This is a genomic window from Streptomyces sp. NPDC001027, from assembly GCF_040299045.1.
Taxonomy (GTDB): domain Bacteria; phylum Actinomycetota; class Actinomycetes; order Streptomycetales; family Streptomycetaceae; genus Streptomyces.
On record NZ_JBEPBI010000359.1, the window covers coordinates 1 to 5,837 of the forward strand.

Sequence of the window (5,837 nt, forward strand, 5' to 3'; positions counted from 1 at the left end):
GCGACTCCATCGTGGCCTGAGCCGGAGCCGGAGCCGGAGCCGGAGTCGGAGTCGGAGCCGGAGTCGGAGTCGGAGCCGACGGCCCGTGAGCGCCGCCGTTTCCGTCCGGCGGCCAGGCCGCGCGGCGCGCTACGCGTCCTTGGGCGTCACCTGCTGGGCGACCTCGAACGACCAGAGGGTGGAGGCCGAGGCGGCGGGCTTGGGACGCTCGCCCTCCGCGCCGCCCTGGTGCGCCGCCCTCGCCGGGCCCTCGGCCCACGCCCGGAAGGACTCCTCGTCACGCCAGCGCGTGTAGACGAGATAGGTGTCCGTGCCCTCCACCGGCCGGAGCAGCTCGAACCACTCGAAGCCGTCGGAGCTCTCGACGGCGTGGCCGCGTGCGGCGAAGCGCTTCTCGAGGGTCTCCCGCTGCTCCGCCGGGACCGTCAGTACGTTGATCTTGACTACGCTCATGCCCCCATCCTGCCTCCGCCGTCGCCCCGGCCTGCGGTCGCCCCACCGGTCCGGCGGCTCCGGGCCCGCCGTCGCATGCGGTGGTGCGGCCCGTCGGCCGTCCGACCGGCGGGGCCCGCGCCCGTATCCGGCGTACCGTCGACAGTGTGGACGACCAGGCCGACCGTCTCGTGTCCCGCGTCGCGCGCGAGCTGGGCACGCGGGCCGACGAGCTGATCGCCGACGTGGAGAAGGCGCTGCGGCGGGAGCTCCCCGCGCTCTGGGAGACCCCGGAGATGGCCCGCACGGTGTCCCAGAACGTCGCCGAGTACATCATGACGGGGCTGTCCGGCCTGGCGCGCTCGGCCGAGCCGCAGCTGATCGAAGCGCCGCCGGCCGCGCTGGAGCGCGCCCGCCGCCTGGCTCGGTACGGCATGTCCATGGGCACGATGCTGCGGGCCTTCCGGCTGGCGCAGGGCGTCGTCCTCGACCGGCTGATCGCGGAGCTGCCCCGGTACACCGCCGACGCGCCGCTGGTCAGCAGGGCGACCCGGTACGTGATCGCGACGACGACCGGGTACGTCGACCGCACCTCGGAGCAGGACGTCGTCGCGTTCCAGGAGGAGCGCGACCGCCGGCGGCAGTGGCGGCTGGCGATGGTGAACGAGGCGGGCATGCGCATCGGGACCACGTTGGACGTCGCCCGCACCACCCAGGAGCTCGCCGACTTCGGCGCGGAGCGGTTCGCCGACCTCGTCACCGTCGACCTGCTGGACTCCGCCCTGCACGGTGACGACACCCCCGGTCAGGACCGGGGCGTCATGCGCCGCATCGCCAGTTCGCCGGCGGCCGCGCCCGACGCGCAGCCCCCCGCCGTGGCCGCGCGGCAGCTGACCACCTGCGTCGACGGATCGCCGACGGCACGCGCCCTGGCCGCCGGGCGGCCCTCCCGGCACCACGGCCGGCGCAGCGTGGACGGGCGCCGCGTCCACTCCACCCTGGTGGTGCCGCTGTGCGCCCGCGGCAGCACGCTCGGCGTCGCCGAGTTCTGCCGGCACCACAGCCCCGTCCCCTACGACGACGAGGACCTGCTGCTCGCCCAGGAGATCGCCGCCCGGGCGGCCGTCGCCGTCGACAACGCGCGCCGCTACACGCACGCCCGCTCCACCGCGCTCACCCTGCAGCGCAGTCTGCTCCCACGCCACGCCCCGCAGCAGTCGGCCGTGGAGGTCGCCCACCGCTATCTGCCGGCCGGCGGTCGGGCCGGAGTGGGCGGCGACTGGTACGACGTCATCCCGCTGTCCGGGGCCAGGGTGGCGCTGGTGGTGGGCGACGTGGTCGGCCACGGCATCCACGCCGCCGCGACGATGGGCCGGCTGCGGACCGCCGTGCGCACCCTCGCCGACATCGACCTGCCGCCCGACGAACTCCTCACCCACCTGGACGACGTGGTGCTGCGCCCCTCCGGCGAGGCCTTCGACGACGTGGACGGCAACCCGGACGAATACGTCGGCGAGACGGGCGCCACCTGCCTGTACGCCGTCTACGACCCGGTCTCCCGCCGGTGCGCCCTGGCCCGCGCCGGGCACGTGCCGCCGGCTCTGACGAACCGGGACGGAACGGTCGAGCTGCTGGAACTGCCGCCCGGGCCGCCGCTGGGTCTGGGCGGCCTGCCCTTCGAGGCCATGGAGGTGGAACTGCCCGAGGGCAGCCTGATCGCCCTGTTCACCGACGGCCTGATCGAGGCCCGCGACCACGACGTCGACGCCGGTCTCACCCGGCTGCGCCACGCCCTCGCCCGGCCGGAAGCCTCCTTGGAGGCGATCTGCGACTCCGTCCTCGACACCATGCTGCCCGACCGTCCGGACGACGACGTCGCCCTCCTCCTCGCCCGCACCCACGCGCTCGGCGCACGCCAGGTCGCCACCTGGGATCTGGACGCCGACCCGGCCGCCGTCGCCCGGGCCCGTTCGCACGTCTCCCGCCAGCTGGACGAGTGGGGCCTGGAGGAGCTCGCCTTCACCGCCGAGCTGGTGGTCAGCGAACTGGCCACCAACGCGATCCGCTACGGCCGGCCCCCGGTCAGACTGCGTCTCATCCACGACCGCGGACTGCTGTGCGAGGTCTCCGACGGCAGCAACACCACGCCGCACCTTCGCCGGGCCCGGGTCTCCGACGAGGGCGGACGCGGCCTGCTGCTGGTCGCCCAGCTCGCGGAGCACTGGGGCACCCGCCACGCCCGCCGCGGCAAGACCGTCTGGGCCGAACTGAGCGAGTCGGCGGAGTTCCCGGCGTCGGCGCTCGCCGGGTGACGGCGACGGCCCAGGCGACAGCGACAGCGACGGCCCGGCGCGTGCGCCGGAGCAGACGGCGGCGCCACGGGGCCGGCGGCGCGCGTGTCTTGCCTGCCCGGTCCGCCGGGCGCACGCTGGTCGTATGAGTGCGCGGGACGGCCCCACGCTCATCACCTCCGTGCAGCGGGCCTTCCGTCTGCTGGAGGCGGTGAGCGAGCACGAGAACGGCGCGCCGGCGAAACAGCTGGCGCGGGAGTCGGGGCTGCCCCTGGCCACCGCCTACCACCTGCTGCGGACCCTGGTCCACGACGGCTACCTGCAAAAACTCCAGGACGGCGGGTTCATCCTCGGCGACCGACTGCGGACGCTGCACACCGCGGGCCGCGGCCAGGCGCTGCTCAGCCGGGTCCGCCCGACGCTCGCCGCGCTGCGGGACGAGCTGACGACCGCCGCGTACCTCACGTTCTACGAGGAGGGCGAGATCCGGGTCGCCGAGATCGTCGACGGACCCCGGACGCCCCGCGTCGACCTGTGGGTCGGTTTCGAGGACGCGGGCCACGCCACCGCCCTCGGCAAGTCCGTGCTGCGGGAGCTGGACGACGACGCCCGCCGGGACTACCTCTCGCGCCACCACCTCGCCGACCTCACCCCGAAGACCATCACGAGCGCTCCGGAGCTGCTGCGGAGGCTGGACGCCTCGCCCGTCGCACCGGCCGTCACCGACCTCGAGGAGTACTCCCTCGGCACGGTCTGCGTCGCCGTCCCCGTCTACAGCGGCGACGTCATCGGCTCGCTCGGCGTCTCGCTGCCCGCCGACCGGCTGTCCCGGATCGAACAGGTCCGCGACCGGCTGATCCCCACCGCGAACCGTGTGACCAGGACTCTTTCACTGCGCGCCTGATCGTTCATTATCTGAAAAGCTGCGCCTTGTGAGCGACTGCGGCCCTCCCTTTTCCTAGAGGAAACGGACATGTGCGATGTGCCCCGGCGCACGGTGAGGAATGCATACCCAGCATGAGTCAGGCCCGGAACCATGGCGGCGACCCCAGCCCGACGCGGCTGTTCGGACACCGATCGGCAGGCCCGCTCCTGCCCGTCCTCATCGTGTGCGTCGTCGTGCTCGTCGACCTCGCGGGCGGAGCGGGGATGACCTGGCTGCCCCTGCTGGTGGCCGGTCCCGCGCTGGCCGCCACCACGAACGGGCCGCGCGGCGTTCTCTGCGTCGGACTCCTGGCCGCCGTGGTCGGCGCGACGCTCGGCGCCCGGGACGGCGCGCCCGGCCCGGAGCTGGCGGCCGTGCTGGCCGCCCTGGCGGCGGTCACCCTGGCGAGCGCACTCGCCGGCGCGCTGCGCTCCCGCCGGGAGCAGGTGCTCGCCGACGTCCGCTCCGTCGCGGAGGCCGCCCAGCACGCCCTGCTGAAGCCGGTGCCCGCCACGGTCGGACCCTTCGAGGTCGCCGTCCGCTACAGCGCGGCCGCCGCCGAGGCGAGGATCGGCGGGGACCTCTACGCGCTGGTGCCCACCCCCTACGGCGTCCGGCTGATCGTCGGCGACGTGCGGGGCAAGGGGCTGCCCGCGGTCGGGACCGCCGCCCTCGTGGTCGGCGTCTTCCGCGAGGCCGCCTACGACGAGCCCGACCTCCTCGCCGTGGTCGACCGGATCGAGCGGAGCCTGGCCCGCAACCTCGGCGCGGACGACTTCGTCACCGCCGTGGTCGCCGGACACCCGCGGCCGGGGGAGCTGGAAGTGGTGAACTGCGGACACGCGCCGCCGCTGCTGGTGCGCGCGCCCGGGGACGTCGTGCCCGTCGAGAGCCCGCACCCCGCCCCGCCCCTCGGCCTGCGCGCCCTCACCGACCAGCGGCCCGACCTCCAGGTGCTGCCGTTCGCCGACGGGGACCAACTGCTGCTCTACACCGACGGCGTCATCGAGGCCCGCGACCGCCGCCGGGAGTTCTACCCCCTCGCTGAAGGACTGTCCCGGCACCTCGGCGACGAGCCCGCGCGCACCCTCGACTCGCTCCACGAGGAGCTGCTGGCGCACGTCGGCGGACGACTGCACGACGACGCTGCGCTGCTGCTGATCCGCAAGCCGACGTCCGACGCGCCCGACGTCGCCCAACCCGCCCTGGAGGGCCTGTCGTTGGGCGAGCAGGCCGCGTGATGCGCGGTGACCGGGGAGGCCTCTGTGATCCCCGGGACCGGTGTTGCACACTGTGCTCATGACACGCATGAGGAAGATCGCGGCTGCCCTGCTGGCCGCATCGGGCGCCCTGCTCGCGTTACCCCCCACCGCCTCTGCCGGACCCGACGGACCCACCGCCCCCGCCGTCCGCCCCGTCCGCTCCGCCGACGACGCCGTCTCCCACCGGACCTTCGTCCGAGAGGACTTCGACCGCCTCCCGCTCGGCCCCGTCACCGCAGGCCGCGGCTGGACCACCGACACGAAGGACGGCTACCTGAGCGTCGAGCCCAGCAGCACCGGCCGCGGCCGCGAACTGCGGCTGCACACGGAGGGCAACGGTCGCGCCTTCCTCGTCCTGTCCGACCTCGCACCCGCCCGGAACAGTTTCTGGGCCCGGCTGCGACTGCGCATCGACAGGCTGCCGACCGCCCCCGCCTGGGCGCACTGGACCGTCGCCGAGGCGTCCGGCTCCGACGCCCCCACGCTGGTACGCCCGCTGGGCGGCCAGTACGTGCCCACCTCGCAGGAGAACTTCTGGGGAGTCGGCTCCGACCTCGGCCCCACCGGGGACTGGACCGCGTGGCGCACCTCCGCCCCGGCCACGGCCGGGACCTGGAGCTGCGTGGAGTTCCACCTCGACGCCGCCGACAACCGCGTCACCGTGTACCAGGACGGCGTGGAGCGCTCCGATCTGACCGTCTCCACCAAGGCGCACGGCGGCACCGCGGACGACTTCGTCTTCCCGCGCTTCGACACGCTCAAGCTGGGCTGGCAGCTGTACCAGGCCGGCCCGACGCCCACCTCGTACGACGTCCGCATGGACGACGTGGCGCTCAGCACCCGGCGGGTCGGCGGGTGCGCCTGATGACCGTGGGCGGGTCGCACGGAGCGCTGCCGGACACCGCCTGACGACACACGTCGGCGGGG

At 74.5% G+C, this 5,837-nt stretch carries 5 protein-coding genes; 4 read left to right on the forward strand and 1 reads right to left on the reverse strand.

What is annotated here, in order from left to right:
- Positions 1-129: 129 nt before the first annotated feature.
- Positions 130-453, reverse strand: a complete 324-nt coding sequence (locus ABT300_RS40500) for an antibiotic biosynthesis monooxygenase family protein (RefSeq protein WP_351687132.1) — start codon at positions 451-453, stop codon at positions 130-132.
- A 146-nt stretch (positions 454-599) separates the two neighbouring features.
- On the opposite strand from ABT300_RS40500, the gene ABT300_RS40505 reads away from it, so the two are divergent.
- The 4 genes from ABT300_RS40505 (at position 600) to ABT300_RS40520 (ending at position 5,775) form a co-directional block, all read left to right on the forward strand.
- Entirely contained in the window at positions 600-2,744 is a 2,145-nt protein-coding gene (locus ABT300_RS40505; RefSeq protein WP_351687135.1) for an ATP-binding SpoIIE family protein phosphatase, read from the forward strand.
- Between the two features lie 124 nt (positions 2,745-2,868).
- On the forward strand, positions 2,869-3,627 hold the full coding sequence (locus tag ABT300_RS40510) for an IclR family transcriptional regulator (protein ID WP_351687138.1): 759 nt from the start codon (positions 2,869-2,871) through the stop codon (positions 3,625-3,627).
- 113 nt (positions 3,628-3,740) lie between these two features.
- Positions 3,741-4,889, forward strand: a complete 1,149-nt coding sequence (locus tag ABT300_RS40515; protein WP_351687141.1) for a PP2C family protein-serine/threonine phosphatase — start codon at positions 3,741-3,743, stop codon at positions 4,887-4,889.
- 58 nt (positions 4,890-4,947) lie between these two features.
- On the forward strand, positions 4,948-5,775 hold the full coding sequence (locus ABT300_RS40520) for a LamG-like jellyroll fold domain-containing protein (RefSeq protein ID WP_351687143.1): 828 nt from the start codon (positions 4,948-4,950) through the stop codon (positions 5,773-5,775).
- The last annotated feature ends 62 nt before the right edge of the window (positions 5,776-5,837 follow it).